This window comes from Kineococcus siccus, assembly GCF_009906795.1.
Taxonomy (GTDB): Bacteria; Actinomycetota; Actinomycetes; order Actinomycetales; family Kineococcaceae; genus Kineococcus; species Kineococcus siccus.
The window spans coordinates 1-24,351 of sequence record NZ_JAAALN010000021.1; the positions used below are offsets into that span (position 1 = coordinate 1).

Sequence of the window (24,351 nt, forward strand, 5' to 3'; positions counted from 1 at the left end):
GTCCTCACCCCCGGCGGGAACGGCTCAGGCGGGCGGGTTGGTGGGCCCTGGCGCGCGGTAGAACGGCAGGCGGGGGTCGACCTGCTGCTGCTCCCAGGTGGCGCGCACCCAGCCGTGGGCCGGGTCGTCGCAGATCTTCCAGGCCCGCTCCGGCGCGGGGCCGGCCATGACGTTGAGGTAGTACATGTCGAAGGCGGGCGAGGCCACCGACGGGCCGTGCCAGCCGTGCGGGATGAGCACGACGTCGCCCGAGGAGACCTGCTCCAGGACCTCGATCGGCCGGCCCGGCTCGCCGTAGACCTGCTGCAGCCCCACACCTCCGGGGACGACGGGGGCACCGGGCGGGGCCAGGGAGCGGAACTCGTAGTAGTAGACCTCCTCGAGCTCGCTCTCCACCTCGCTCGCCCGGTCGTGGCGGTGCGGCGGGTAGGAGGACCAGTTCCCGCCGGGGGTGAGGACCTCGCAGGCGATGAGCTTGTCGGTCTCGAACGCCTGCGGCGTCGCGAAGTTGTTGACCTGCCGGCTGCACGGCCCGGCCCCGCGCAGCTCCACGGGGACGCCCGAGGCGGGGCCGTAGCGGAACGGCAGGCGGCGCGCGGCGCGGGCCGCGGGGAACGCGACGACGCCGCCGCCGGCGCTGCGCACGGTCAGCTCGCTGTCGCGGCCGACGTAGGCGAAGTCGGTCACGCCGTCGAAGACGCTCGCGCGGCCCGCGAGCTCGATCGTCTCGCCGGCCACCCGCACCGACGCGGCCCCGGACAGGGGCAGGACCAGCAGCTCGTCGGAGCCCGTGGCGAACGTCCGCTCCCCGCCGGGGGGCAGGGTCAGCGTGCGCAGGCCGGAGAACCCCCACCCCGCCGACTCCGGCGTCACCACCAGGTCGAAGCCGTCGGCGGCGGCGCTCCCGGCGGGGACGAACAGCTGCTGGGCCACGGGTCGGGTTCCTCTCGGGGCGTGCGTCAGCGGACGAGCGAGACGGCGGTCTGCACCGCGGCGGCGACGTCGTCGTCGGGCGGGTAGAGCAGGGTGCGGCCGACCGTGAGGCCTCGCACCGACGGCAGGGCCAGGGCCTTGCGCCACGTCGCGAAGGTCTCCTCCGGCGAGGTCGCCGGGTCCCCGCCGAGCAGCAGGGTCGGCAGCGTCGTGGACTCCATGACGCGCTCCATGTCGTCGACGACGGGGATCTTCAGCCACGTCCAGGCCGTCGTGCGCCCGAGGGCCTGCGCGACGTTGATCGACTTCACGACGCCCTCCGCCGACAGGTCGTGCACGACGCGACCGTCGACGCGGGAGGACCAGAACGGCTCGACGAGGGCGATCAGCCGGCGCGCCGCCAGCTCGCTGATCGCGTCGGCGGACGCCGTCAGCGTGGGCAGGGTCCCCGCGTCGTCGAGCGCGATGCGGGTGAGGAACTTGCCGCCGTCGAGGTGCATGTCCTCGATGGCCTGCGCGTCGTAGCCCGTGAACCGGTCGTCGAGCTCGAAGGTGGCGCCCTGCAGGCCGCCGCGGTTCATCGACCCGAAGACGACCTTGCCCTCCAGGGCCCCGAGCAGGAGCAGGTCCTCGATGACGTCGGCGCTGCCGAGGAGGCCGTCGACACCCGGGTTCGCCAGCGCGACCCGCAGGCGGTCCAGCAGCTCGGTGCGGTTCGCCATGGCCATGGGCCGCGACCCGACGCCGTTGGCGCCGCGGGCGGGGTGGTCGGCCGCGATGACCATGAGGCGCCCGTCCGGCGGCAGCACCGGGCGGCGCGCGCGGGCCTGCGCCAGTTCCCGGATCCGCTCGGGGTGGCGGGCCCGGATCTCCGCGACCTCGGCGTAGTCGCGGGCGAACCGGGTCTGCTCAGACACGGGCGGCCACCTCCTCGAGCAGCGCCTCGACCTCGGCGGTCGTCGGCATCGCGGTGGAGCACTCGCGCCGCGTCGCGACGATCGCGCCGGCCGCGTTCGCGAACCGCAGCGTCGTCTCCAGGTCCCAGCCGGCGAGCAGCCCGTGGCAGAGCGCGCCGCCGAACCCGTCGCCCGCGCCGAGGCCGTTGACGACGGCGACCGGGGTGGGTGGGACCTCGACCGTGACGTCCTTCGTCATGCCCAGCACGCCCTTCGGGCCCTGCTTCACGACGGCCACCTCGACGCCCGCGTCGAGCAGCGCGCGCGCCGCGCGGTGCGGGTCAGTCTCGCCGACCGCGACCTCGCACTCCTCGCGGTTGCCCACCGCGACGGTCACGTGCGGCAGCGCCCGCCGGACCTCGGCCGAGGCCTCCTCGGGGTGCTTCCAGAACATCGGGCGGTAGTCCAGGTCGAGCACGGTCAGGGGCCGGCGGGCGCGCGCCTCCCACGCGACGTGGTGCGCGCCGCGGCTCGGCTCCTCCGACAGCCCGGTCACGGTGGCCCAGAACACGCCCGCGTCGCGGATCGCGCCGAGGTCCAGCTCGTCGCCCCGGATCTGCAGGTCCGGCGCGGAGGGCAGGCGGTAGAACAGCAGCGGGAAGTGGTCCGGCGGGTACATCTCGCAGAACGCCAGCGGGGTGTTCAGGCCCTCGACCGCGGAGACGAACACGTCGGAGACGCCCAGGTCGGCCAGCGCCCGGTGGACGAAGGTGCCGAACGCGTCGTGGCCGGTGCGGGTGATGACGGCGCTGGCCCGCCCGTGCCGGGCGGCCGCGACGGCCACGTTGGTGGCCGACCCGCCGAGGTACTTCCCGAAGGTCTCGACGTCCTCCAGGCCCACGCCGTCCTGCAACGGGTACAGGTCGACGCCGACCCGCCCCATCGTCACGACGTCGAACGCAGCGGTCCGTGTCACGCGAGTCCTCCTGTGCCCTGGTCCACCCGTGCCGGCCCCCTGCTCCGCCCGTCGCACCCGTCGGTCGCAGCCCGCCGGGGCGGCCCGGCGACGGGCGACGTGACCCGTCGAGCCTGCCCGCGACCCGCACCCGGTGTCAAGTTTTGTCAGGACAAATAGACCTGCAGACATGAGCACGCCGGATGGCTACGATGAGCACCCGGTGGCCACCGACGGCGGCGGGGCCACGCACGTCGCCGAGCACGGGAGCTGTCGTGAGCGATCTGTTCGTGGACCTGGACCGGTCCAGTCCGGTCCCCCTCTACTTCCAGGTCGCCCGGCAGATCGAGCAGGCGATCGAGGGCGGGACCCTGCCGCCCGGGTCGCGGCTGGACAACGAGGTCCACCTCGCCGACCGGCTCGGGCTCTCCCGGCCGACGATGCGCCGGGCGATCCAGCAGCTGGTCGACAAGGGACTGCTCGTGCGCAAGCGCGGGGTGGGCACGCAGGTCGTCCACGGGCAGGTGACGCGGCCCGTGGAGCTGACGAGCCTGCACGACGACCTCGTCCAGAGCGGGCAGGCCCCGACGACGGAGGTGCTGCTGCACGAGGTCGTCGGTGCGGGGGACGACATCGCCACGACGCTGACCGTGAGCCCCGGCGACCGCGTGCTGCACACCCGCCGGCTGCGGTGCTCGGGCGGTGAACCCCTGGCGCTGCTGGAGAACTGGCTGCCGGCCGCGTTCGTCGACCTCACCCCCGAGGCCCTCGTCGAGCGCGGGCTCTACCAGCTGCTCCGCTCGCGCGGGGTCGGGATGCGCGTCGCCCGCCAGCGCATCGGGGCGCGGCGCGGCACCACCGAGGAGTGCACGCTGCTGGACGAGCGGCGCGGCAGCCCCCTGCTGACCATGGAGCGCACGACCCACGACGACTCCGGGCGCGCGGTCGAGTTCGGCCGCCACGTCTACCGCGCCAGCCGGTACGCGTTCGAGGTCACGCTCGTCGACCGCTGACGCCCGCGACCGCCTGCCCACCCACCGAGAGAGGCCGAGACATGACGACGACCACGCCCCGACCGGGCACGGGCAGCGCCGCCCCCGGGTGGTACTCCGCCGCCGACTGCGACCTGGACGCGTTCCGCGCCGTGGTCGAGCAGGAGACCCGGGCGGCGGACCACCCGCACGCGGACGGCGTGGAGCAGGGCGTCCTGCTGTACGGCGACCGGGCCCGCGAGGCGGCCCGCACGCCGGCGGGACGGCGCACGCTGCAGGCGGAGCTGGCGCGGGCGCTCGCCGACGGCCCCGGCATCGTGGTCTTCCGCGGGGCGTTCGAACCCGGCGTCGTCGACCGCGCCAGCGCGGTGTTCCGGGCGCTGGTCCGCGAGCAGAAGGCGGCCGGTGTGACGGGCGGGGACCACTTCGCCCAGCCCGGCGCCAACGACCGCGTGTGGGGCGCCCTCGACAAGTTCGGGGTGCGCGACCCCGAGGCGTTCTGCGACTACTACGCCAACGACGTCCTGGCGCTGGTCAGCGAGGCCTGGCTCGGCCGCGGCTACCAGGTGACGTCGCAGCTGAACGTCGTGAACCCCGGCGGGGTGGCGCAGCGGGCGCACCGCGACTACCACCTCGGGTTCATGGACGCCGAGCAGGCGCAGGCGTTCCCGGCGCACGTGCACGCGCTGTCCCCGGGGCTGACCCTGCAGGGCGCCGTGGCGCACGTGGACATGCCGCTGGAGTCGGGCCCGACGCTGTACCTGCCGCACTCCCAGAAGTACCCCGCGGGCTACGTCGCGTTCCACCTGCCCGAGTTCACGGCCTACTTCGACGAGCACCGCGTCCAGCTGCCGCTGACCCGGGGCGACGCCGTGTTCTTCAACCCCGCCCTCTTCCACGGGGCGGGGTCCAACGTCTCCGCCGACGTGCGGCGGATGGCGAACCTGCTGCAGGTCTCCTCCGCGTTCGGCCGGGCCATGGAGACGGTCGACACCACGGCGCTGAGCTCCGCGGTGTTCGGCGTGCTGGTCCGCCGGTCCGGGGAGGCGGACGAGCGGTGGTTGCGCAACGTCGTGGCCGTGGCCGCGGAGGCGTACGCCTTCCCGACGAACCTCGACCGCGACCAGCCCGTGGGCGGCACCGCCCCGCAGACGCAGGCGGAACTGCTCGCGCAGGCCGTCGCGGAGCGCTGGGACCAGGACCGCCTCGACGCCGCCCTCGCCGCCCAGGCGGAGCGCCGCCGCAGCGCCCTGCGCTGAGGCGTCCCGACCCGACGAACCACCGACCTCACCCCTCAGGAGCACACGTGCGTCTCGGACTCATCGGCCTCGGCCGGATCGGCGCCTTCCACGCCGCCACCCTGACCGGCCTGGACGCCGTGACGTCCCTCGTCGTCGCCGACGCGGCCCCGGGCGTCGCGGCCGCGCTCGCGGCGCGCACGGGCGCCGAGGCGGTCGACGGACCCGCCGCCGTCCTCGCCGCGGGGGTGGACGGCGTGGTCGTCGCCGCCGCGACGGACGCCCACCCCGCCCTCCTGCTCGCCGCCGTCGAGGCGGGGACTCCGGTGTTCTGCGAGAAGCCCGTCGCGCGGCACGCCGCCGAGGCCGTCGAGGTCCTGCGCCGCGTGTCCGCGCGGGACGTGGCCGTGCAGATCGGCTACAACCGCCGCTTCGACGCGGGTTTCGTCGCGGCCCGCGAGGCCGTCGCGAGCGGGGCGCTGGGCCGCGTCCACACGCTGCGCTCGACGACGCTGGACCCGGCTCCCCCGCCGCCCGCCTACGTCGCCGGCTCGGGCGGCATCTTCCGCGACTGCAGCGTCCACGACTTCGACATCGTCCGCTTCGTCACCGGCCGGGAGGTGGTCGAGGTCTACGCCACCGGCAGCGCGAACGGAGACCCCGTGTTCGCCGAGAACGGCGACGTCGACACGTCCGCGGCGGTGCTCACGTTCGACGACGGGACGCTCGCGCTCGTCTCGAACACCCGCTACAACCCGCGCGGCTACGACGTCCGGCTGGAGCTGCACGGGACCGTCGACAGCGTCGCCGTGGGCCTCGACGACGCGCTGCCGCTGCGCTCCCTGGAACCGGGCGCGAGCTTCCCGGCGGGCCCCGCGCACACGTCGTTCATGGACCGGTTCGCCGCCGCCTACCGCGCCGAGCTGGCCGCCTTCACGGAGGTCGTCGCGGGGACGCGGCCCTCACCCTGCACGGTCGCCGACGCGCTGGAGGCCGGCTGGATCGCCGAGGCGTGCACGCTGTCGCTCGCCGAGCACCGGCCCGTGCGCGTCGAGGAGGTGCGGCTGGTATCCGTGGCGTGAGCCCCGGGGGCGTGAGTTCGGCGGCGGGCCGGTCCGGCCGCGCGGGTGCTGCGGTCAGGCCGGGTCGGCGGGCCGGGCGCGCTGCGGGAACGGCGCCTCGTGCCGCGCGAGCATGGCCACGAACTCCCCGATCTTCCGCTGCCGCGTCTCGGCGCGCTTGACCGCGCCGAGCCGGTGGATCAGGGCGTAGCGGTTCGTCTTCGTCAGGACGTCGAACATCGCCTGCGCGGCCGGGTCCGCGGCGACCGCCGCGGCGAGGTCCGCGGGCACCTCCGCCTCCGACGGCGCGGCGTAGGCGGCCGCCCACCGGCCGTCGGCCTGCGCGGCGGCCACGGCCGCACGGCCCGCGGGGAGCATCCGGCCCTCGGCCTCCAGACGGGCGACGTTCGCGACGTTGCGCTGCGACCACATCGAACGCCGCCCGCGCGGGAGGTAGCGGATCGAGGAGGTGTGCTCGTCGCGCTTGCGGCCCTGCCCGTCGATCCAGCCGACGCACAGCGCCTCGTCGACCGCCTCCTGCCAGGTGAGCGTGGTCACGGCGCCGCCCTTGCGGCCCAGCGCGAGCCACACCCCGGGCGAGGTCGCGTGGCGCTCGAGCAGCCACGCGCGCAGCGCGGCCGCGTCGGGGACGACCAGTTCCGCGAGCTCCACCGCCACGGGCCCACGCTAGCGCCGCAACCGCCGGACCCGGGAGGGCGCCGACCGCTCCCACGGGGAGGGTCCGACCGTCTCAGGAGGGCGGACGGGGGCGCACGGCGGCGACCGCGGCGGCGACCAGCGCAGGATCGGTCCGGCTCCGCGCGCCGAAGCCCTCGTCGGGTGCGACGGGCGTCCGCGCGGACAGGTGCACGTCGTGGACACCCGTCGCCGCCAGCAGCGCGGGCAGCGCCGGCGCCCGGACCCCGCCGCCGGCCATGACGGCCAGCCGGCCGGCCGCCGCCTCGACCGTGCGCCGGATCCGCGCCGCGCCGTCGTGGGCACTGCGCTCGGCGCCGGAGGTCAGCACGCGCGTCACGCCGCAGCGGAGGAGGTCCGCCACGGCGCGCTCCACGTCGTCGGCGACGTCGACGGCGCGGTGGAAGGTGAGGTCGCGCTCACCGACGAGGGCCCGGATCCGCTGCAGCGCAGGGACGTCGACCGTCCCGTCGGGCCGCACGGGCCCGACGACGACCCCGTCGGCCCCCGCCCCGAGGACCAGTTCGGCGTCGCGCAGGACGAGCGCGAGCTCGTCGGCGGAGTGCACGAAGTCACCGGGCCGCGGCCGCAGCAGGACGTGCACCCCGACGGGACCCGACGCCTCGACGGCCGCCTCGACGAGGGCGAGGGACGGGGTCAGCCCGCCGAGGTCCAGGCCGGCCGACAGCTCGACGCGGCTCGCCCCGGCGTCGCGGGCGACCCGGACGCCGTCGAGGTCCGCGACCGCGACCTCGACGGCGACGGGTCCGGGCACGTCAGCCGAAGTGCCGCGGCAGCGTCGAGCTGTGGGCGGCCCGGAGGTCGGCCACGGGGACGGCGAAGTGACCTTGCACGTCGAGGACCGGCTCGACGCCCGGTTCGGCGTCGCTCACGCCGATCCGCAGGTGCGGCAGGCCGCGCGCGGTGCACATGTCGGTGAACCGCACTTCCTCCTCACGCGGCACGGCGACGACGGCCCGCGCCGCGGACTCGGCGAACAGCGCCGTGAAGGCGTCGATCCCGTCGCGCTCCAGGAGCTCGTCCAGCCAGACCCGCGCGCCGACGCCGTAGCGCAGCACCGACTCGACGAGCGCCTGCGCGAGCCCGCCGTCGGAGAGGTCGTGCGCGGCGTCGACGAGACCGTCGCGGGAGCACTGCACGAGGACGTCGCCCAGCAGGGCCTCGGCCGCGAAGTCCACGGCCGGCGGCATCCCGCCCAGGTGGCCGTGCTCGGCCCAGGCCCACTCCGACCCGCCGAACTCCTCCCGCGTCGTGCCGAGCAGGTAGAGGTTCTGGCCGGCGACCTTCCAGCCCGAGGGCGTCCGGCGCCGGACGTCGTCGAGCACGCCCAGCACGCCGATGACCGGCGTGGGCAGCACCGCGGAGTCGAGGCCCTGGTCGCCGGTCTGGTTGTAGAGCGAGACGTTGCCGCCCGTGACGGGCACGCCGAGCGCCTCGCAGCCGACCGCGAGACCGCGGACGGCCTCAGCGAACTGCCACATGACGCCCGGGTCCTCGGGCGAGCCGAAGTTCAGGCAGTCGGTGACCGCGAGGGGCTTCGCCCCCGCCGCGGAGACGTTGCGGTAGGCCTCGGCCAGCGCGAGCTGGGCCCCCGTGCGCGGGTCGAGCCTGGCGTAGCGGCCGTTGCCGTCCAGGCTCAGCGCGACGCCGAGCCCCGTCTCCTCGTCGACGCGCACCACACCCGCGTCGTCGGGAGTCGCGAGCGCCGTGCCGCCCAGGACGTAGCGGTCGTACTGGTCGGTCACCCACGCCCGCGAGCAGAGGTTCGGCGAGGCGACCATGCGCAGCAGCAGCGCGCGCAGCTCCTCGTCGGTCCCGGGCCGGGCGAGGCGCTCGGCGGTCGGGACGTCGGCCTGCAGCGCGTCCTGCGACGCGGGGCGGGCGTAGGGGCGCTCGTAGACCGGGCCGTCGTGGGCGACGGTGCGCGGCGGGACGTCCACCACGGTCTCGCCGTGCCACTGCACGACGAGGTGGTCGCCGTCGGTGACCTCGCCGAGGACGGCGGCCTCGACGTCCCACCTCGCGGTGACCGCGAGGAACGCGTCGATGTTGGCCGGCGTGACGACGGCCATCATCCGCTCCTGCGACTCGCTCATGAGGATCTCCTCGGGGGAGAGCGAGGGGTCGCGCAGCGGGACGCGGTCGAGGTGCACGAGCATGCCGCCGTCACCGGCCGAGGCCAGTTCACTGGTCGCGCACGACAGGCCCGCGCCGCCGAGGTCCTGGATGCCCTCGACCAGGTCGGCGGAGAACAGGTCCAGGCAGCACTCGATGAGCACCTTCTCCTGGAAAGGGTCCCCGACCTGGACGGCCGGACGCTTCGACGGGCCCGAGTCCTCGAACGTCTCGCTGGCGAGGACCGAGACGCCGCCGATGCCGTCGCCGCCCGTGCGGGCGCCGAACAGCACGACGAGGTTCCCGACGCCGCGCGCGTTGGCGAGGTGGACGTCGGCGTGCTTCATGGCGCCCACGCACAGCGCGTTGACGAGCGGGTTGCCCTGGTAGGACGGGTCGAACACGACCTCGCCGCCGATGTTGGGCAGGCCGATGCAGTTGCCGTACCCGCCGACGCCGGAGACGACGCCCGGCACGACGCGGGCGGTGTCGGGGTGGTCGATCGCCCCGAACCGCAGCGAGTCCATGACGGCGATCGGCCGGGCGCCCATGGCCATGATGTCGCGGATGATCCCGCCGACGCCGGTGGCCGCCCCCTGGTAGGGCTCGATGAACGAGGGGTGGTTGTGGCTCTCCACCTTGAACGTGACGGCCCAGTCGTGGCCGATGTCGACGACCCCGGCGTTCTCGCCGATGCCCACCATGAGCGACGTCTTCATCGCGTCGGTGAGGTGGTCGCCGAACACCTTCAGGTGGACCTTCGACGACTTGTAGGAGCAGTGCTCGCTCCACATCACGGAGTACATCGCCAGCTCCGCGCCGGTGGGACGGCGGCCGAGGATCTCGCGGATGCGGGCGTACTCGTCGGCCTTCAGGCCGAGGTCCGCCCACGGCTGCTCGCGCTCGGGAGTGGCCGCGGCGCGCGCGACCGTGTCCAGCCCGGCCGGCGTCGGGGTGCTCACGCACCCACCGCCGCGAGTCCCGCGGTGAGGACCGACGCGAACAGGGCGAGGCCGTCGGTGGTCGGGCCGAAGCCCTCCTCCACGGCGTGCTCGGGGTGCGGCATGAGGCCCACGACGTTGCCGCGCTCGTCGGTGATGCCGGCGATGGCGCGCAGCGACCCGTTGGGGTTCGGCCCGGCGTAGCGGAAGACCACGCGGCCCTCGCCCTCGAGGCGGTCGAGGGTCTCGGTGTCGGCGACGAACCCGCCCTCGCCGTTCTTCAGCGGGACGGTGATCTCGCTGCCGGCCGTGAGCGCCGACGTCCACGCGGTGTCCGCGTTCTCGACGACCAGCCGCTGGTCGGTGCAGACGAACCGCTGGGCCTCGTTGCGCACCAGCGCCCCCGGGAGGAGGTGGGACTCGCACAGCACCTGGAAACCGTTGCAGATCCCGAGGACGGGGACGCCGCGCCGGGCCGCCGCGACGACCTCGGTCATCACGGGTGCGAACCGGGCGATGGCCCCGCAGCGCAGGTAGTCGCCGTAGGAGAAGCCGCCCGGCAGGACGACCGCGTCGACGCCGTGCAGGTCGGCGTCGGCGTGCCACAGGCGCACGGGTTCGGCCCCGGCGAGGCGGACGGCGCGGCGCGCGTCCCCGTCGTCGAGCGAACCGGGGAAGGTCACGACGCCGATCCTCACGCCGACGCCACCTCGCCGGCCGCCGCGTCGCGGACGGAGACGACGTCCTCGATCACGGGGTTGCTCAGGAGCGTCTCGGCCGCGGCGCGAGCCTGGGCGAGCACCTCCGGGGTGACCTCTCCGGGAACCTCGAGCTCGAACCGCTTGCCCTGGCGGACGCCGGTGAAGGCGTCGAAGCCGAGGCGCGGGAGAGCGCCGACGACGGCCTTCCCCTGCGGGTCGAGGATCTCGGGTTTCGGCATGACGTCGATCACGACGCGGCCCATGCTCGGCACTCCTTCAGGGGGGTCGGACGGCGGCACCAGGCTACCGCCGCGCGGAGGCGCTCCCGGTTGCTCACGCTCGGTGCTCCTCCAGCTCCCCCGAGGCGCGGTAGGCCCGGGCGACGGCGTCGATGCGCTCGCGGCCGTCCGCGACGCGGTCGAGCACGGCGTCGGCCAGCACGCAGACCGTCGTCATCGCCGCTCCGTAGTCGTCGAACGCGCCGCAGCCGTCGACGGGGACCTCGAGGCGGTGGGTGGCCCGGGGCACGTGCCGCCGCGCACCGGGGTCGGTCAGCAGCACCGTCGGGACGCCGGCGTCGAGCAGGAGGTCGACGACGGCCGCGAAGCCCGCGGGCCGGCGCCGGAACCCGACGCAGACGGCCGCGTCACCGGGCCCGAGCTGAGCCAGCTCCTCGCCGACCGACTGCCCCGGCTGGGGGGCCAGCGCGACGCGCGGCCGCGCCTGCAGCAGCTGCTCCCGCAGGTGCAGCGCGACGGGGTAGCTGTTGCGGAAGCCCACCACGACGACCTGGCCGGCCCGGGCCAGCAGGTCTGCCACCGGGTCCACGGCACCCCGGTCGAGGGTCGCGAGCGCCCGGCGGAGGTTCTCCTCGACGGCGGAGGCGTGCGCCGGCACGGGGTCGGCCAGGGCGGTGCCCGGGACGGGGACACCCGCCGCGCGCAACGACCGGGCCGTGTGCCGCGCAGACTGCCGGGCCGCCGCGAAGCTCTCGAAGCCCAGGCGCCGGAAGAAGCGGCTGACGGTGGCCTTCGAGGCGCCGGACAGGGTGGCCAGCTCGGCGGCGTTGTAGGCCGCGAGGTCGTTGACGTGGTCGAGCACGACGTCGGCCAGGTGCCGCTCGACCGGCCCCATGGCGTCGTAGGCGTCCTGGATGAGGACCTCGAGCCCGCGGTCGGCGGTGGGGTCGGCGGGACCGAGGTGCTCCGCTCCGTCGCCGGGCGGCCGGGTGCGGGGGTCGGTGTCCACGAGCGTCAGCGCGCGGCCGAGCGCCGGCGGGCGACGTCGCGCACCGCGGCCTCCAGCGCGACGAGGCCGAGCGCCACGTCCTCCAGCGTGACGTCCTCCGCCGGGTGGTGGCTGATGCCGTCCTCGCAGCGCACGAAGATCATCGCGACCGGCGTGACGGCGGCCACAGCCATCGCGTCGTGGCCCGCGCGGCTGTAGAGGCGGACCGGGTCGTGGTCACCCGTCGCGGCGATGCCCGCCACGACGGACTCCGTGAGCGCGGCGTCGCAGTAGACCCCCGGGGCGCTGTGCGTCTCGTGCAGCTCGACGCTGAGGCCGCGTGCCGCGCACGTCTCGCGCGCGGACGCGGTGACGCGGGCGACCAGGTCGTCGCGCGCCGCGTCGTGCTCGGCGCGGACGTCGAGGGAGAACTCGACGAGGCCCGGGACGACGTTCACCCCGCCGGGGTGGGCCTGGAGGCGGCCGACCGTCGCGATGCCGCCGGTCTCGACCGCGAGCCGCTCGACCGCGAGCACGACCTGGCTCGCGCCGACGAGGGCGTCGCGGCGCCTGCCGTACGGCGTCCCGCCCGCGTGCCGCGCCTCGCCGACCACCCGGCCCGCGAACCGGCGGGCGCCCGCGATGGAGGTAACCACCCCGAGCGCGCGGCCGGCGGCCTCGAGCTGCGGGCCCTGCTCGATGTGCAGCTCCAGGTAGCCCACGAGGTCCTCGGGCCGACGGGCGGCCTCGCCGATGCGGTCGGGGTCGAGGCCGAAGGCGGACGACGCCTGCCGCAGCGTCGTGCCCGCCGCGTCGGCGACGTCCCACCACTCCTCGAGCCACGTGCCGGCCACGGCCCGGCTGCCGAGCAGGGCGGTGCCGAAGCGGGTGCCCTCCTCGTCGCCGAAGGCCACGACCTCCAGGGCGAAGGGCAGCTCGGCCCGGTCCGGCGCGAGGCGGGCGGCCACCTCGATCGCCGTGACGACGCCGAGGATGCCGTCGTAGCGACCGGCGTCGGGGACGGTGTCCAGGTGCGAGCCGAGGACGAGGGCGGGCAGGCCCGGCTCGGCGCCCTCGAGCCGGCCCCACTGGTTGCCGGCGGCGTCCTGCCAGGTCGACAGGCCCGCCGCGGTGAGCCACTGGGCGGCCATCGCGTTGACGCGGGCGTGCTCCGGGGACAGGTGGACGCGCTCGATGCCGTCTGCGCTCGCCGACACCGCGGCCAGCTCCTCGCAGCGCTGCAGCAGCCGCGCCGCCGCCGCGCGAGTCGCGTCGCCGGGCGCGGCGTTCACGCGTAGACCGCCTGCGCCGCCAGCACTCCGCCGCCCACGGGGACGTCCGCGCCGGCGCCGCGCAGGACCTGCTCGAGCGCCGCGAGGGTCACCAGCACGGCGTCCTTGCGGGCGTTGTAGCCCATCGTGCCGATGCGCCAGGTCTTGCCGGCCAGCGGACCGAAGGAGGTGCCGATCTCGATGCCGTAGTCCCCGAGCATCGCCGCGCGCACCGCGTCGCCGTCGACGGCGTCGGGGATCCACACCGCGACGACGTTGTGCATCTTGTGGGCCAGGTCGCCGAACACCCGCAGCCCCAGGCCCTGCACGCCGGCGAGCATGGCCGCGCCGTGGCGGCGGTGCCGCTCCACGGACGCGTCGACGCCCTCCTCCAGCAGCAGGCGGGCGCACTCGCGGGCGCAGTAGAGCATCGTCGTCGCCTCGGTGTGGTGGTTGAGGCGCTTCTCGCTCCAGTAGTCCATGACCATGGCGAGGTCGAAGTAGTTGGACCGGATGCGGGCCGCGGGCGGAGCCAGCCCCTCGGTGGAGTCGGGGTCGGCGCGCAGGCCCGCCTCGGTGCTGCGACGCGCGTCGACCACCTCCACCGCGCGCGGCGACAGGCTGATGGGGGCGCTGCCCGACGGGCCGCTCAGGCACTTCTGCAGCCCCGCCGTGACGGCGTCGACTCCCCAGGCGTCCATCTCGAAGGCGTTGCCGCCCAGCGACGCCGTGACGTCGACGTAGAGCAGGGCGCCGTGGCGGTGGCAGATCTCGCCCACGCCCTCCAGCGGCTGGTTCATGGTGGTCGAGGTGTCCCCCTGCACGAGGGCCACGAGCTTGGGCCGGACCTCGCGGACGGCGTCCTCGAGCTGCTCGAGGGTGAAGACCTCGCCCCACGGCACCTCCCGCACGTGCACCTCGGCACCGCAGCGCTCGGCGATCTCGCGCAGCAGGTGGCCGAAGCGCCCGAAGACGGGCACCAGGACGCGGTCGCCGGGGCTGAGCAGCGAGACCAGGGCGGCCTCGATGCCGGCGCGGGACGTGCCGTCGACGAGGAACGTCTGCTCGTTCGCCGTGCGGAACACCGACCGGTACAGCGCCATCGTCTCGTTCATGTAGGCCGTCATCGCCGGGTCGTACTGCCCGACGAGCTGCGCCGACATGGCGCGCAGGACGCGCGGGTCCACGGTGATGGGGCCTGGGCCCATGAGCAGCCGCGGCGGCGGGTCGACCGGGAGAGCCGGACGGATCGTCTGTTCCACGGCGCCATCCTATGCAACGATCGTTCCGCTGCACACCCCCTGCGGCCACGCCTTCGACGAGGAGCCGACCGTGCCCGACCAGCACCCGCCGCCCGCGACGTTCCCCGACGGGCTGCTGGCCGCCGGCGCGCGCTACGAGCGGGCGCTCGCCGAGGACGACCTGGCCGCGCTGGACGACCTCTTCGCCGCCGGTCCGGCCACACTGCGGGGTGAGGGCGGTACGGCGCTCGCCGGGCACGCGGAGATCTCCGCCTTCCGCGCCGCGCGCGGCGGGGCCCCGCCGCGCCGCGTCCTGCGCGTCCACGTCCGCCCGCTGGGCCCGCACGACGCGGTCACCGTCACCGAGACCGAGCGCCTCGACGGCGGCACCGGCCTGCAGACGCAGGTCTGGCACCGCGACGGCGGCACCTGGCGGGTCGCGGTGGCTCACGTCTCGGGCGCTCCCGCGAGCGCCGCGCCGGACGCGACCCCCGCCCCGGCGGACGGCACCGCGACCTGGCGCGTCGCGCCGCGGGCGGACGGGCCGCTGGTGCCCGCCACGGGCGCAGGCCCCCTCACCGGGGTGCGCACGGCGGTCAAGGACCTCGTCGCCATCGCCGGCCAGCGCATCGGGGCCGGGGTCCCCGGCTGGCTCGCGCAGGCCCCCGTCGAGACGACGACCGCCCCCGCGCTGCTCGCCCTGCTGGGCGCCGGGGCGGAGGTCGCCGGCATCGCGCAGACCGACGAGTTGGCCTTCTCCCTGCTGGGCGCCAACGCGCACCACGGCACCCCGCCGAACGCCGCCGCCCCCGGCCGGACCACGGGCGGGTCGACGAGCGGCCCGGCCGCCGCCGTGGCCGCCGGCAGCGCGGACCTGGCGCTCGGCACCGACACCGCGGGCTCGCTGCGCGTCCCCGGTTCCTTCTGCGGGCTGTACGCCTGGCGCCCGAGCCACGGCGCGGTGGACGGCACGGGCGTGCTGCCGCTCGCCCCGTCCTTCGACACCGTCGGGCTGCTCGCCCGGGACCCGGCCGTCCTGCACGCGGCCGCCGCGGTCCTGCTCCCGGCCACCGGCGGCCGGGCCTCCACCGACCGGCACCGCAGCGGCCGGCCCACCGCCCTGCTCCGCAGCGCCACGCTCACGGCCCTCGCGGAGACCCCGACCGCCCTCGCGGTCGACGCGGCGCTCGCGGCGCTCGCGGTGCGCACGGGCCTGCCCGTGCTCGACGTCGGGGACGACGTCGCGCCCGCCGACGTGGCGGCCTGGACGGCGGCCTTCCGCACCGTGCAGGCCGCGGAGGCCTGGGCGGCGCACGGGGGCTTCGTCACCGCGCACCCGGGCGCCCTGTCCCCGGCCGTGGAGGCCCGCTTCCGGGCCGGCGAGGACCTGGACGCCGCCGCGGTCACCGGCGCCCGCACGGTCCTGCGGGGGGTGCGGCAACGCCTGGAGGCCCTGCTGGAGCGGGGGTGGCTGTGCCTGCCCAGCACCGCGGCGCCCGCCCCGCCTGCCGACGCCTCCCCGGCGGAGCAGGACCGCACCCGGGCGGCGACCCTCGCGCTCACGTCGCTGGCCTCGGCCGCGGGCGTCCCGGCGCTGGGCCTGCCCTGGGGCCGGGTGGGCCGGCTGCCCGTCGGCCTGTGCGTGCTCGCCCCGCGCGGCGCCGACGCCGCGCTGCTCGGCCTGCTGGCGGAGCCGGGACCCCCGGCGGGCTGACGGGCGTGGCGACGGGCGCCTCAGATCACCCGGTCGTCCGCCGATGCAGGGACGGGTCCACACCAGCGCCCCGCCCCGACCGCTCGGAAGGATCCACCATGACGTCCTCCACCCCCGGCCAGCCCTCCGGCGGCCTGCTCGGCCGCATCGACGACCTCGGCGTGCGCACCAAGGTCCTCGCCTCCATCGGGGTGTCCGTGGGTGCCGGTCTCGTCGTCGCGGTCACGGCCGTGACCGGTCTGTCGTCGCTGGGGGCCGACGCGGAGAGCCTCTACAAGACGAACCTCCGGCAGGCGACGCTGATCTCGAACATCGACGGCAACCTGACCCGCGTCGACATCAACGTCCTGCGCATGCTCGCGATCGGGGACGCCAGCACGATCGCCGGGTGGAAGGCCGAGAACGCCGAGCGGTTCACCACGGTCGACGGTCTGCTCGACGACCTGACCGAGGCGACCGCGGGGACGGGCACGGCCGCCCTCGTCGCGGACCTGGACACCTCCTACACCGCGATGCGGGCCGGGATGGACAACCAGGTCACCGAGATCGAGCGCGGCGACAAGGCCGCCGCCGGGAAGGTCAACCTCGAGCAGGTCAAGGACAACGCGGACGCCACGTTCACCGCGCTGGACCAGCTCGCCACCGCGAACGCGACGGCGGCCACCGCCGCCTACGAGACGAGCCGCACCGCCGCCGCCGCCGCCCGCACCGCGGTCATCGGCGCCAGCGCGGCCGGCTCCGTCCTCGCGCTGCTCCTCGGCCTGATGGTCGCGAACCGCTTCAGCCGGCAGCTGCGCCGCGTCCTCGCGGTGTCGCAGGCCCTGCAGGAGGGCGACCTCACGCGCACCAGCGGGGTCCGCTCCCGCGACGAGGTCGGCCGGACGGGCGAGTCCCTCGACGAGGCCGTCGTGCGGCTGCGGGAGCTGGTCCGCACCATCGACGGCGCGGCCGGCGGCGTCTCGAACGCCGCGCTGCAGATGTCGGCCGTCTCGGCCCAGATCTCGGCCGGCGCCGAGGAGACCTCGGCCCAGGCGGGGCTCGTGACCGGTGCGGCGCAGGAGGTCTCCTCCAACGTGCAGACCGTGGCCGCGGGCTCGGAGGAGATGGGGGCCTCGATCCGCGAGATCGCCTCGAACACCGACGAGTCGGCCCAGGTCGCCGCCCAGGCCGTCGAGGTCGCCGAGCGCACCAACCGCACCATCGCGACGCTGGGCGAGTCGTCCCGCGAGATCGGCGCGGTCGTGAAGACCATCACGGCGATCGCCGAGCAGACCAACCTGCTGGCGCTGAACGCCACCATCGAGGCGGCCCGGGCCGGGGAGATGGGCAAGGGCTTCGCGGTCGTGGCCGGCGAGGTCAAGGAGCTCGCGCAGCAGACCTCGCGCGCCACCGACGACATCGCCACCCGCGTCCTGGCCATCCAGAACGACTCCTCGGGTGCCGTGACGGCCATCGAGCAGATCTCGGCGATCATCTCGCGGATCAACGACTTCCAGCTGACCATCTCCTCCGCCGTGGAGGAGCAGTCGGCGACCACGGCCGAGATGAACCGCAACGTGGCCGCCGCCGCGGACTCCTCCGAACAGATCGCCGCGAACATCGCGGGCGTGGCGCAGTCGGCGGCCGGCACGGCCGACGCGGTGCGCAACAGCCAGGGCGTGGCGTCCGACCTGACCCGCACCTCGGAGGAGCTCAGCGCGCTCGTCGCGACGTTCCGGTACTGAGGCGGCGCCACGGGGCCGGGGCGACGGCATGATGGGGCCGTGTCCCTCCTGTCGTCCGTCGCCCTGGTCCTCGCCACCCTGGCCGGGTTCCTCCACGTGATGATCTTCGTGTTCGAGTCGGTGCTGTGGACCACGCCCCGGGTGCGGGCCGTGTTCCGCATCGCCAGCGAGGAGGAGGCGCGCGCCACGAAGTTCATGGCGTTCAACCAGGGCTTCTACAACCTCTTCCTCGCGGTCGGCGCCGTGCTCGGCGTCGTGCTGGTGCTCCTCGGTACCCGCACGGTGGGCTGGACGCTCGTCGTCTTCTCGTGCGCCAGCATGGTGGCGGCCGCGACGGTGCTGGCCGGCACGGGAGCCGGGTACCGCTCCACGGCGCTGCGCCAGGGCGTCCTGCCGCTGCTGGCCCTGGTGTGCGCCGGCACCGCCACCCTGTCCTGAGCCGGCTCCCCGGCCGGACGACCCGACGACGACGACGGCCCGCCACCCCGGTCGGGGTGGCGGGCCGCCGTGCGGGTGGCGTCAGAGCAGGTGCTGCGCCTGCTCCAGCGTCGTGCGCAGGACGCGCTCCATCTCGTCGAACTCGGCCTGCCCCGACGTGAGCGCCGGGGCGACCTGGATGACGGGCTCGCCGCGGTCGTCGGGCCGGGCGTACAGGCCGTTGGCGAACAGGGCCCCGGGCAGGAACTGCTTGACCAGCAGCTCCCGCTCGGCCGCGCCGAACGTCTCCTTCGTCGCCTTGTCCTTCACCAGCTCGACCGCCCAGAAGTACCCGTCACCGCGGACGTCGCCGACGATGTCGAGGTCGAGCAGCCGGCGCAGCGTGGCCTCGAGCGCGGCCTCGTGGTCGAGCACGCGCTGGTTCAGGCCCTCGCGCTCGAAGATGTCGAGGTTGGCCAGCGACACCGCCGCCGACACGGGGTGCCCCCCGAAGGTGTAGCCGTGGGGGAAGAAGTTCTTCCCCTCCAGGAACGGCTCCATGATGCGGTCGGAGGCGATCATCGCGCCGATGGGGCCGTAGCCGGAGCTCATGCCCTTGGCGCACGTGATGAGGTCGGGCTGGTAGCCGAACTTCTCGCACGCGAACATCGTGCCGTGCCGGCCGAAGGCGCAGATGACCTCGTCGGAGACCAGCAGCACGTCGTGGCGGTCGCAGATCTCGCGCACCCGCTGGAAGTACCCGGGCGGAGCCGTGATGCAGCCGCCGGAGTTCTGCACGGGCTCCAGGAAGACCGCCGCGACCGTGTCCGCGCCCTCGAAGAGGATCGCCTCCTCGATGCGGTCGGCCGCCCAGACGCCGAACTCGACCGGGTCGGTCGGGGCACCCATCCGCTCGGCGCGGTAGATGTTCGTGTTCGGCACCCGGAAGCCGCCGGGGGTCAGCGGCTCGAAGGCCTGCTTCATGAGCGGCAGGCCCGTGATCGCGAGCGCTCCCTGCGTGGTGCCGTGGTACGCCGTCGCCCGGCTGATCACCTTGTGCTTGCCCGGCTTGCCCGTGAGCTTGAAGAACTGCTTGGCGACCTTCCACGCGCTCTCGACCGCCTCCCCGCCGCCGGTCGTGAAGAACACGCGGTTGAGGTCCCCCGGTGCGTACCCGGCGAGGCGGTCGGCCAGTTCGATGGCGGGTTCCGTCGCGTAGCCCCACACCGGGAAGAACGCCAGGGTCTCGGCCTGCCGGGCCATCACCTCGGCCAGCTCCGCCCGGCCGTGCCCGACCTGGACCACGTAGAGCCCCGACAGGCCGTCCAGGACGCGGTGCCCCGCGGAGTCCCAGATCCAGGACCCCTCGCCCTTGACGATGACGGGCGCCGACTTCTCCTGGTAGGCGCCCATGCGGGCGAAGTGCATCCAGAGGTGGTCGCGGGCGGCCGTCGCCAGCCGGTCCGTGCCGGCGGGTGCGCCGGCCTGCTCGGTGACGGTCATGCGGTTCCCCTCTCGGTGCTTCCCCGGTGCGGCGGCGTCTGCCGGCCACCCCTCCCAGCGTCGCCGTCCCCGCGCGACGGCGGAAGCGACGAAGTGTCAAGCCCAGGCGCAGCACACCGACGTTCCGTCGCCCCGCGAGCTACGCTGACGCGGTGCCGATGACCGTCGCCGACGTCCTGGCCCTGCCGGTGCTCAGCGCGGGGGCGCCACGCGTGCGGGCCGGGCGGGCCGGTCTCGACGCCCCCGTGCGGTGGGTGCACGTCACCGAGCAGACCGAGGTCGCGGGCACGCTCGGCGGGGGTGAGCTGCTGCTGTCGACGGGGATGGGCCTGCTGGAACCGGGCTTCGACGCCGCGCGCTACCTGGCCTCCCTCGCCGGGGCCGGCGCGGTGGGTCTCGTCGTCGAGCTCGGTCAGCACGTGCGCGCGCTGCCCGACGCCCTCGTGCGCGCGGCGGCGGCCGCGCGGTTCCCCCTCGTGGAGCTGTCGCGGGTCGTCCGGTTCGTCGCCGTGACCGAGCAGGTGCACGCGCGGATCCTGCACGAGCAGTACGAGCGGTTGCGGTTCTCCGAGCGCGTCCACGAGGCGTTCGCGTCGATGAGCGTCGGGGGTGCCCGCGTGAGCGAGGTGCTGGAGCAGGCGAGCGCCCTCACGGGCCGGGTCGTCGTCCTCGAGGACCTCGGTCACCACGCCGTCGCGTTCGCCGGTGGCGGGCGCGCGCAGGAGGTCCTGCTCGACTGGACCGCGCGCTCGCGCCTCGTGCCGGTCGCCGCCGGGACGGCCGTCGGCGGGCCGCAGCGGTGGCTGACCAGCCCCGTCGGCGTGGTCGGCCAGCGGTGGGGCCGCCTGGTCCTGCCCGAGGACGTCGCGCTGCAGGACAGCACGTCCCCCGCAGTCGGCGGGGAGGACGCGCCGGTCCCCGGGGCGCGCACCGACCACGCGCAGGTCGTCCTGGTCCTGGAGCGCGCCGCCGAGACGCTGACCATCGCGCGGCTGCTGGACCGCGAGGCGGACGAGCACCCCGCCGGCATCGCCCAGGAGGCCCACGCGAGCCTGCTGCGCGACCTGCGCCGCGGCCGGCGCGCCGACGAGGCGGAGCTGCGGGCCCGGGCGCGTGCGCTCGGGCTGCCGCTGCGCGGGGGGTTCGCGCCCGTCGTCGTGCACACCGCGCCCGAGGCGGCGGGGACCACGGCCCCGGGCAGCAGCACGGTCGGCAGCACGGTCACCGGCAGCACGGCGTCGGACGCCGAGGTCTCGGCGGCGGCGACCCGGGCCCTGACCGAGACGTGCACGGCGGGCCTCGTGGGGGTCCTCGAGCCCGGCCTCGTGGGCGTGCTGGTCAGCGCGGCGCTGCCGGAGCTGACGGACGACGCGCTCCCCCGCTTCGCGCGCGGCCTGGCGGAGGTGACGCGCCGGCTGGGCCTGCCGGCCGCGACCCTGGGCACCGCACCGGCCGGGGCCACCCTGACGGGCGCCGGTGAGGGCTTCGCGGAGGCGTCCCACGTGGCCGTCGTCGCGGCCTCGCTCCCCCACCACGACGCCACGACGCCGTACCGCACGAGCGACCTCGGCGCACGGGGCCTGCTGTGGTGGCTGCGCGACGACCCGCGCCTGCACAGCTTCGTGGAGGCGCACCTCGCCCCCCTGCTCTCCGGACCGGACGGCGCCCAGGCGCTCGCGCTCCTGCGCGACCACCTCGAGTGCGGGGGGTCCATGACCCGGCTCGCGGCCCGCCTGCACCTGAGCCGACCGGCGACCTACGGGCGCGTCGAGCGGCTGCGCACGCGGCTGGGCCGCGACCTCGACGACCCCGAGACCCGCGTGACGCTGCACCTGGCGGTGCTCGCCCACGGTCAGGCGCGCCCCTGAGCGGTCACCCCCGGGCGGGCGCGGACAGCAGCTCCCCGCGGGGGGTGCCGTCGACGGGCACGCCGCGCCGCCAGGTGCTGCGGACGACCCCGCGCAGCGTCCGGCCCTCGTAGGGCGTCACGGGGTTGCGGTGCTCCAGCTCCGCCCCGCGCACGACGAACTCCTCCTCGGGCGCGAAGACCGCGAGGTCGGCCAAGGCCCCCACGGCGAGGCGGCCCCGGTCGGGCAGGCCCGCGAGGTCGGCCGTGGCCGTGGCCATCCAGCCGACCACGGTCTCGAGCGGGACCCCCCGCGTGCGGGCCGCGGTCCACACCACGGGCAGGCCGATCTGCAGGGACGCGATGCCGCCCCACGCGCCGGCGAAGTCGCCCGTGCCGGGCAGCTTCAGCTCCGGCGTGCAGGGCGAGTGGTCGGACACGACGCAGTCCACGGTCCCGTCCAGCAGGCCCGCCCACAGCGCGTCCTGCTCCGCGCGGTCGCGCACCGGGGGGCAGCACTTGAAGGACGTCGCGCCGTCGGGGACGGCGTCGGCGTCGAGCGCGAGGTAGTGCGGGCACGTCTCGACGGTGATCCGCACCCCGGCGGCCTTCGCGCGGGCGACCTCCGCGAGCCCCGCGGCGCTGGACAGGTGCACGACGTGGGCGCGGGCCCCCGTGCGGGCGGCCGCCTGGGCGACCGCGCGGACGGCACCGGCCTCCGCGGCCGGCGGTCGGGACGCCAGGAACCCGGCGTAGGCCGTGCCGTGCGGGGCGGGGGCGGCCCCGATGACGTCGGCGTCCTCGGCGTGGGCGAGCAGCAGCCCGTCGAAGCGGGCGAGCTCCGTCAGGGCCAGCTCCAGTCCGGCGGCGTCGAGGGGCGGGAACTCCTCGACCCCGGAGTCCAGCAGGAAGCACTTGACCCCGAACACGCCCGCCTCGTGCAGGGGGCCGAGCTGGCCGGCGTTGCCCGGCACGGCCCCGCCCCAGAAGCCGACGTCGACGAACACCCGACCGCGCGCCGCGGCCCGCTTGACCTCCAGCGCCGCGGGATCGAGCGTCGCGGGCACGCTGTTCAGGGGCATGTCGAGGATCGTCGTGATCCCGCCCGCGGCGGCCGCGCGGGTGGCCGTCGCGAAGCCCTCCCACTCGGTGCGGCCGGGTTCGTTGACGTGCACGTGGGTGTCCACCAGCCCGGGCAGCAGCACCTCGTCCGGAGCCAGGAGGACCTCGCGCGCCGCGTCGACGGGCGCGTCGAGCGCCGAGACCGCGACCACGCGCCCCGCGCGGACGGCGACCGCGGCCCCGCGCACGGCCCCGCCCACGACCGCGCGCGCCGCCCGCACGACCAGGTCCACCCGCCCGGCGGGTCCGTCCTCCGTGCTGCTCACCGCTGCTCCTCGCCTCCGGGTCCGCGTCGTCGTGCCCGCCGCAGGGAGACCGGCAGCGGTGGGGCGGGCCACGCCCGCGTCCGCACGCGGTCCGACAGGTGCTTCTGGTGCTCGGCCGCGACGGCCAGCAGCGCCTCGGCGTCGCCCGCGGCGAACGCGGCCAGCATGGCGGAGTGCTCGGCGTGCAGGGTCGCCGCCTCCTGCCGGCCGAGGTCCTCCATGGGGCGGTACGGCTCGGTGAGGTCCCACACGCGGTCGAAGACGCCGAGCAGCCGGGGCATCCGCGAGGGCCGCGTCAGGGCGACGTGGAAGGCGCGGCTCTGCCGGTGGTACTCGCGCTCGTCGTCCGCGGCGACCGCCCGGCCCAGCGCCTCGTGCGCGGCCTGCGCGCGCCGCACGTCCTCTCCCCCGCCGACCGCGACGGCCACCGCGAGCGCGGCGAGCTCCAGCGTCCCGCGCACCGCGAACAGCTCGGCGAGCTCGCCCTCGGCGAGGCGGGACACCGTGTACCCGCGGCGCGGCCGGTGCTCGACGAGGCCCTCGCCGACGAGCGTCATCAGGGCCTCGCGCACCGGGATGCGGCTGACGTCGTGCTGGGCGGCCAGAGCGTCCACGTCGAGGTGCGCGCCGGGGGCGGCCTCGCCCCGGCCCGTGCTCGACGCGGTCCGCCGGGCCACCGGGAGAGCGGCCAGCCGACGACCGGCTTGGGCCGCGGCGCCGCGTAGCTGCGCACCTTCGACGTGCGCAGACCCAGCGCGACGAGGGACTCAGCGAGCCGCACGGCGGCCGCGACCCCGTCGACCACGGGCACGTCGAGGGCGTCGCGGACGGCGTCGGCGACGTCGGACAGGCCCGCGCACCCGAGGCACACGACCTCGGCGCCGTCCTCCTCGACGCAGCGCCGGGCCTGCGCCACGAACGCCGCGGCGGTGGCCCGCGGATCGGCCTCGAGGTCCAGCACGGGCAGGTCGACGGCGCGCACCCCGCTGCAGCGGCCGGCGAGCCCCGCGAGCAGGAGCCGGTCCTCGATGGCGGGCGCGGCCCGGTCCAGCGACGTCACGACGCCGAAGGTGCGGCCGAGCAGGCAGGCGGTGTGCGCCGCGGCCTCGGTGATGTCGACGACGGGCACGTCAAGCAGGTCCTGCAGCCCCTCCCGGCCGTGCTCGCCGAACCCCGCGTGCACGACGGCGTCGAAGGGGCCCTCGTAGGTGGCGACGCGGTCCATGACGGCGACCGCCGCGAGGTAGCTCTCGAAGTTCGACTCCACCGAGGCGGGACCGAACTGCGGGGTGAGGGCGACCACCTCGGTGCCCGGCCCCGCGGCGGCGACGGCGCTCGCCCGGATCGTGGCGGTCACGGCCTCGGAGGTGTTGACGTTGACGACGAGGACCGTGCAGCGGGGCGCCCCCGCCCCGTCGCGGGACGGGGCGGGGGCGGGAGGGGCCAGCTGCAGGTGCGCGGGCGGACCGGG

Annotated in this window: 22 protein-coding genes; 7 read left to right on the forward strand and 15 right to left on the reverse strand. The window is 75.8% G+C overall.

Annotated elements, in window-relative coordinates:
• Nucleotides 1–24: 24 nt before the first annotated feature.
• From iolB to iolC, 3 genes are read right to left on the reverse strand one after another with little or no spacing between them, the layout of a single operon-like run.
• Nucleotides 25–933, reverse strand: coding sequence for a 5-deoxy-glucuronate isomerase (iolB, locus tag GTR02_RS04685; RefSeq protein ID WP_166606318.1), 909 nt, complete (start codon nucleotides 931–933; stop codon nucleotides 25–27).
• 26 nt (nucleotides 934–959) lie between these two features.
• Nucleotides 960–1,850 carry a Cgl0159 family (beta/alpha)8-fold protein gene (locus GTR02_RS04690; RefSeq protein ID WP_166606319.1) on the reverse strand — a complete coding sequence of 297 codons (891 nt, stop codon included), beginning with the start codon at nucleotides 1,848–1,850 and terminating at the stop codon, nucleotides 960–962.
• Nucleotides 1,843–2,772, reverse strand: a complete 930-nt coding sequence (gene iolC / locus GTR02_RS04695; RefSeq protein WP_166606338.1) for a 5-dehydro-2-deoxygluconokinase — start codon at nucleotides 2,770–2,772, stop codon at nucleotides 1,843–1,845. The genes GTR02_RS04690 and iolC overlap by 8 nt, the downstream gene beginning before the upstream one ends.
• A 287-nt stretch (nucleotides 2,773–3,059) precedes the next feature.
• Between iolC and GTR02_RS04700 the strand changes: the two genes are divergently transcribed.
• Genes GTR02_RS04700 through GTR02_RS04710 form a run of 3 tightly spaced genes read left to right on the forward strand, consistent with a single transcriptional unit; the run spans nucleotide 3,060 to nucleotide 6,096 of the window.
• Entirely contained in the window at nucleotides 3,060–3,797 is a 738-nt protein-coding gene (locus GTR02_RS04700) for a GntR family transcriptional regulator (RefSeq protein WP_338073577.1), read from the forward strand.
• A gap of 41 nt (nucleotides 3,798–3,838) precedes the next feature.
• Nucleotides 3,839–5,035, forward strand: coding sequence for a phytanoyl-CoA dioxygenase family protein (locus GTR02_RS04705; protein ID WP_166606321.1), 1,197 nt, complete (start codon nucleotides 3,839–3,841; stop codon nucleotides 5,033–5,035).
• Nucleotides 5,036–5,082: 47 nt separating this feature from the next.
• Complete coding sequence (locus tag GTR02_RS04710; protein ID WP_166606322.1) at nucleotides 5,083–6,096, forward strand: Gfo/Idh/MocA family protein; 1,014 nt, start codon at nucleotides 5,083–5,085, stop codon at nucleotides 6,094–6,096.
• 54 nt (nucleotides 6,097–6,150) lie between these two features.
• Here GTR02_RS04710 and GTR02_RS04715 read toward each other — a convergent pair whose 3' ends face one another.
• From GTR02_RS04715 to GTR02_RS04750, 8 genes are all read right to left on the reverse strand, one after another.
• The gene (locus GTR02_RS04715; protein WP_166606323.1) at nucleotides 6,151–6,753 is read right to left on the reverse strand and encodes a YdeI/OmpD-associated family protein; all 603 of its coding nucleotides are present in this window, start codon (nucleotides 6,751–6,753) and stop codon (nucleotides 6,151–6,153) included.
• A 73-nt stretch (nucleotides 6,754–6,826) separates the two neighbouring features.
• Nucleotides 6,827–7,546, reverse strand: coding sequence for a copper homeostasis protein CutC (locus GTR02_RS04720; protein WP_166606324.1), 720 nt, complete (start codon nucleotides 7,544–7,546; stop codon nucleotides 6,827–6,829).
• Between the two features lies 1 nt (nucleotide 7,547).
• Nucleotides 7,548–9,869 carry a phosphoribosylformylglycinamidine synthase subunit PurL gene (purL, locus tag GTR02_RS04725; protein ID WP_166606325.1) on the reverse strand — a complete coding sequence of 774 codons (2,322 nt, stop codon included), beginning with the start codon at nucleotides 9,867–9,869 and terminating at the stop codon, nucleotides 7,548–7,550.
• Entirely contained in the window at nucleotides 9,866–10,546 is a 681-nt protein-coding gene (gene purQ / locus GTR02_RS04730; protein ID WP_166606326.1) for a phosphoribosylformylglycinamidine synthase subunit PurQ, read from the reverse strand. The genes purL and purQ overlap by 4 nt, the downstream gene beginning before the upstream one ends.
• The gene (purS, locus tag GTR02_RS04735) at nucleotides 10,543–10,812 is read right to left on the reverse strand and encodes a phosphoribosylformylglycinamidine synthase subunit PurS (RefSeq protein WP_166606327.1); all 270 of its coding nucleotides are present in this window, start codon (nucleotides 10,810–10,812) and stop codon (nucleotides 10,543–10,545) included. The genes purQ and purS overlap by 4 nt, the downstream gene beginning before the upstream one ends.
• A gap of 70 nt (nucleotides 10,813–10,882) precedes the next feature.
• The gene (locus GTR02_RS04740; protein ID WP_205708634.1) at nucleotides 10,883–11,797 is read right to left on the reverse strand and encodes an SIS domain-containing protein; all 915 of its coding nucleotides are present in this window, start codon (nucleotides 11,795–11,797) and stop codon (nucleotides 10,883–10,885) included.
• Nucleotides 11,798–11,802: 5 nt separating this feature from the next.
• Nucleotides 11,803–13,068, reverse strand: a complete 1,266-nt coding sequence (locus GTR02_RS04745) for an allantoate amidohydrolase (RefSeq protein WP_166606328.1) — start codon at nucleotides 13,066–13,068, stop codon at nucleotides 11,803–11,805.
• A complete protein-coding gene (locus GTR02_RS04750) occupies nucleotides 13,065–14,255 on the reverse strand; it encodes a pyridoxal-phosphate-dependent aminotransferase family protein (RefSeq protein ID WP_166606340.1) in 1,191 nt (396 codons plus the stop codon). Before GTR02_RS04750 ends, GTR02_RS04745 begins: the two co-directional genes overlap by 4 nt.
• Nucleotides 14,256–14,379: 124 nt before the next feature.
• On the opposite strand from GTR02_RS04750, the gene GTR02_RS04755 reads away from it, so the two are divergent.
• The 3 genes from GTR02_RS04755 to GTR02_RS04765 all read left to right on the forward strand — a co-directional run bounded on the left by GTR02_RS04755 (nucleotide 14,380) and on the right by GTR02_RS04765 (nucleotide 18,164).
• Nucleotides 14,380–16,002, forward strand: coding sequence for an AtzH-like domain-containing protein (locus GTR02_RS04755; protein WP_205708635.1), 1,623 nt, complete (start codon nucleotides 14,380–14,382; stop codon nucleotides 16,000–16,002).
• Between the two features lie 98 nt (nucleotides 16,003–16,100).
• On the forward strand, nucleotides 16,101–17,726 hold the full coding sequence (locus tag GTR02_RS04760; RefSeq protein WP_166606330.1) for a methyl-accepting chemotaxis protein: 1,626 nt from the start codon (nucleotides 16,101–16,103) through the stop codon (nucleotides 17,724–17,726).
• 39 nt (nucleotides 17,727–17,765) lie between these two features.
• Nucleotides 17,766–18,164 carry a DUF1304 family protein gene (locus tag GTR02_RS04765; protein ID WP_205708636.1) on the forward strand — a complete coding sequence of 133 codons (399 nt, stop codon included), beginning with the start codon at nucleotides 17,766–17,768 and terminating at the stop codon, nucleotides 18,162–18,164.
• A gap of 81 nt (nucleotides 18,165–18,245) precedes the next feature.
• Here GTR02_RS04765 and GTR02_RS04770 read toward each other — a convergent pair whose 3' ends face one another.
• Nucleotides 18,246–19,646: an aspartate aminotransferase family protein gene (locus GTR02_RS04770; RefSeq protein ID WP_166606331.1), complete on the reverse strand. Its 1,401-nt coding sequence runs from the start codon at nucleotides 19,644–19,646 to the stop codon at nucleotides 18,246–18,248.
• 158 nt (nucleotides 19,647–19,804) lie between these two features.
• Between GTR02_RS04770 and GTR02_RS04775 the strand changes: the two genes are divergently transcribed.
• Nucleotides 19,805–21,514 carry a PucR family transcriptional regulator gene (locus GTR02_RS04775; protein WP_240895072.1) on the forward strand — a complete coding sequence of 570 codons (1,710 nt, stop codon included), beginning with the start codon at nucleotides 19,805–19,807 and terminating at the stop codon, nucleotides 21,512–21,514.
• Nucleotides 21,515–21,518: 4 nt separating this feature from the next.
• Here the strand turns inward: GTR02_RS04775 and allB are convergent, their stop codons facing one another.
• Genes allB through GTR02_RS04790 form a run of 3 tightly spaced genes read right to left on the reverse strand, consistent with a single transcriptional unit; the run spans nucleotide 21,519 to nucleotide 24,327 of the window.
• Nucleotides 21,519–22,880, reverse strand: a complete 1,362-nt coding sequence (gene allB / locus GTR02_RS04780) for an allantoinase AllB (protein WP_338073581.1) — start codon at nucleotides 22,878–22,880, stop codon at nucleotides 21,519–21,521.
• Complete coding sequence (locus GTR02_RS04785; RefSeq protein ID WP_166606333.1) at nucleotides 22,877–23,494, reverse strand: FCD domain-containing protein; 618 nt, start codon at nucleotides 23,492–23,494, stop codon at nucleotides 22,877–22,879. Before GTR02_RS04785 ends, allB begins: the two co-directional genes overlap by 4 nt.
• Nucleotides 23,437–24,327, reverse strand: coding sequence for an aspartate/glutamate racemase family protein (locus GTR02_RS04790; protein WP_240895074.1), 891 nt, complete (start codon nucleotides 24,325–24,327; stop codon nucleotides 23,437–23,439). The genes GTR02_RS04785 and GTR02_RS04790 overlap by 58 nt, the downstream gene beginning before the upstream one ends.
• Nucleotides 24,328–24,351 lie beyond the last annotated feature (24 nt).

Bases quoted from the DNA above. Each gene is read 5' to 3' on its own strand.
- GTR02_RS04760 (WP_166606330.1), top strand. From the start codon at position 16,101: ATGACGTCCTCCACCCCCGGCCAGCCCTCCGGCGGCCTGCTCGGCCGC.
- iolC (WP_166606338.1), bottom strand. From the start codon at position 2,772: ATGGGGCGGGTCGGCGTCGACCTGTACCCGTTGCAGGACGGCGTGGGC.
- GTR02_RS04775 (WP_240895072.1), top strand. From the start codon at position 19,805: ATGACCGTCGCCGACGTCCTGGCCCTGCCGGTGCTCAGCGCGGGGGCG.
- GTR02_RS04770 (WP_166606331.1), bottom strand. From the start codon at position 19,646: ATGACCGTCACCGAGCAGGCCGGCGCACCCGCCGGCACGGACCGGCTG.
- GTR02_RS04750 (WP_166606340.1), bottom strand. From the start codon at position 14,255: ATGGGCCCAGGCCCCATCACCGTGGACCCGCGCGTCCTGCGCGCCATG.
- GTR02_RS04705 (WP_166606321.1), top strand. From the start codon at position 3,839: ATGACGACGACCACGCCCCGACCGGGCACGGGCAGCGCCGCCCCCGGG.
- purS (WP_166606327.1), bottom strand. From the start codon at position 10,812: ATGGGCCGCGTCGTGATCGACGTCATGCCGAAACCCGAGATCCTCGAC.